General features: G+C 63.0%; 4 protein-coding genes. 2 read left to right on the forward strand and 2 right to left on the reverse strand.

The window, feature by feature from the left end:
* Positions 1-283: DUF6691 family protein (locus ACXWUF_RS21545; protein ID WP_458496581.1), on the reverse strand; the 283-nt coding region annotated here is incomplete at its 3' end.
* Complete coding sequence (locus ACXWUF_RS21550) at positions 283-747, reverse strand: YeeE/YedE family protein (RefSeq protein WP_458496582.1); 465 nt, start codon at positions 745-747, stop codon at positions 283-285. The genes ACXWUF_RS21545 and ACXWUF_RS21550, both read right to left, overlap by 1 nt.
* Before the next feature lie 434 nt (positions 748-1,181).
* Here ACXWUF_RS21550 and corA point away from each other — a divergent pair, with 434 nt between their 5' ends.
* Positions 1,182-2,363 (forward strand): magnesium/cobalt transporter CorA, encoded by a 1,182-nt coding sequence (gene corA / locus ACXWUF_RS21555; protein WP_458496583.1) that lies wholly within the window; start codon positions 1,182-1,184, stop codon positions 2,361-2,363.
* A gap of 142 nt (positions 2,364-2,505) precedes the next feature.
* Positions 2,506-2,794 (forward strand): transposase (locus tag ACXWUF_RS21560; protein WP_458496584.1); only part of this gene is annotated, 289 nt, incomplete at its 3' end.

The following is a 2,794-nucleotide window of genomic DNA, read 5'->3' on the forward strand; positions in this document are numbered from 1 at the left end:
AGCCCGCGCCGAAGATGGCCGCGCCCAGCAAAGTGCGCGCATTCAGCAAGGAAGAATGCCGCCCAAACGTCGGCTCGAACACCGGCTTCTTCATCAGCCGTGGCCCAAGCTGATACGCCAGCAACGCCACCGCCACCGCGCTCCCCAGCACCAGCAGCAACCCCAAGTCCCGGAACATCAAGAAATCCAGCACCACTTCCGGCTTAACCATGGTGGCGACCGACAGGCCGAACCCGAACAAGGCGCCAGCGGCCAACACCATGAGCCACGATAACGGCTTCATCACAGCCCTCCCCAGGCTTGCGTTAAATGGGCCACGGCGATGGCGGTGGACAGGAAGATAATCACCGCCAACAAGGACGGCAGTTGCAGCGAGGCCAGCCCGCAAATGCCGTGACCTGCGGTGCAGCCGTTGGAGAGGCGGGCGCCAAAGCCAATCAGCAAGCCGCCGACCAGCAATCGCCACGCGCCGACTTCCGTGACGAAGGTTTCACCCGTCATCGCCAGATAAATCAAGGCACCGAGGATCAGCCCGGCGGCGTACGCCAGCCGCCAAGCCCGTGACTTAAGCAGCGCCTCCCGCTGGAAGGCCGGGGCGTTCGAGGCATAGCTCCAAGTGGCGCTGAACAAGGTGCTCATGCCGCCCACCAGCCCGGTGAAGAGATACAGCAGTCCGATGGCCGCGCCGATGGCCGCGCCGCCGATGAGGTAATGGGCCAGGCCCATGGGGAAAAATTGGTCGATCATGAGAATGGCAAGGCTCCGATGATGCGGGACTGACGCGAGTGGAATCGTCCGGTTAAAAAAACCGTAGTTTACGTCAGGTCAAGCCGAAGCCCGCCCAGGGCAATCGCGCTATGTGAATTTCCCCCTCTCGCCTTTGGGAGAGGGCCGGGGTGAGGGTATCCAACTCAGGGATTTACGGCCTTTCCAACCCGGACCACGAGACCCGGCCCCGGTTCTTCAAGGAGGGAATCCCGTTTTGACACCCTCACCCTAACCCTCTCCCAGAGGCGAGAGGGAAAAAACAGCCGCTTCCCGGCATAGCGCGATTGCCCTGGGAAGCCCGCCGCCTTCCGTCATGCCCATGCGTTAACATGGCGTCCATCCCCGGTAAACAAGATGCAGACCGAGCCGGTTTTCAAAACCGGCTCGGTCCTTCAACTCAAAACCATCCCCCCATGACTCACAAGCCGCACGAATCCCCAGCGCCCCGCAATGCCATCCCCCGCGCCGAACCACCACTGGGCAAGAAGCGCCGCCACCTGTCCCCGCTGCGCTTGCCCAAGGCCAACATGCCGCCCCCCGGCACGGCGCCCGGCATCGAAGCCGCCGAGCCGCCCGCCGGGCTGGACGCCACGGCGACCCCGGTATCCATCGCCTGCGTGGATTATTGCCCGGAGCGGGTCGAGCGGCAGGAGATCACCGACCTGGCCGCGTTCCTGACGGACCACCGCCCGGCCTGGTCGAAGGTCCGCTGGATCAATATTTCCTGTAGTGGCCGGGCGGATGTCATCAACATGTTCGCCCAGAAATACCAACTCCATCCCCTGGCGGTCGAGGACGTATTGCACGGCGCCCACCGGCCCAAGATCGAGGACTATCCGGCCATGGAAGGGGCACCGGGTCGGCTGTTCATTGTGGCCCGGCTGGTGCATTTGCGGGAGGAGCGACTGCACGACGAGCAGGTCAACCTCTTCCTGGGGCGCAGCACCCTGCTGACTTTCCAGGAAACCCGCAACGGCGTGTTCGAGTCGATTTACCACCGGCTCCAAGTGCAAGGCTCGCGGCTGCGCCTGAACGATGTGAGCTTCCTGTGCTATTCGCTGCTGGACGCCATCATCGACGGCTATTTCCCGGTCTTGGAGCATTTCGCGGAGCGCATCGAGGACACCGAGGACGAATTGCTGGACCGCCCCGGCCACCACACCCTGCAAAAAGCCCACGCCGCCAAGCGGGGGCTGCTGCTGCTGCGCCGGGCCACCTGGCCGATGCGGGAAATCATCGCGCAGTTGCAGCGGGACAAGCACGAGTGCCTGTCGGACACGACCCTCACCTATTTCCGCGACGCGTACGACCATTGCGTGCAGATCATCGACCTGCTCGAAACCTACCACGAGGTCGCCACATCCCTCACGGAGGCCTATATGTCGGTGATGTCGAACCGGCTGAACGAGGCGGTGAAGGTGCTGACGGTCATCAGCACCATCTTCATGCCCATGACCTTCCTGGCCGGCGTGTATGGGATGAACATGCCCATCCCCGAGAACCAGTGGACGTGGAGCTATCCGGCGTTCTGGGTCGTGTGCTTGGGGATGGCGCTGGGCATGGTGATCTGGTTCCGGCGGCGCGGGTGGATTTAATTCCGAGATTTTGGTCGGGAAGCGGAACAACCGTTCAGCCTGATGCATAGAAACCCGGGTAGTCCTTTATATTGAGTGACGGCCTAATGGAGCAACTAGGAGTTTCGTTTTGTCGCCTAAGCATTTAGGTGAGGATAAGGCCATGCGCTGCCCCCACTGCCATTCCGAGGTCATCGTGAAGAACGGTTCCAACGGCGTCGGCGCACCGAAGTTCCGGTGCAAGGCGTGCTCCCGGCAATTCGTCGAGCGCCCCAAGAACCCGCGGGTCACGGACGCGGAGAAGGACCTGACGACCGGCGGCTCCTGGAGAAGATCCCCCTCGCGGGCATCGCGCGGGTGGTGGGCGTCTCCGAGTCCTGGCTCCAGGGCCACGTCAACCAGAAACTGCGGAGCCAGCCGAGGCGGGTCAAGGCCGCCGCCAAGACCAACCC

The sequence above is a fragment of the Methylomagnum sp. genome (genome assembly GCF_054333355.1).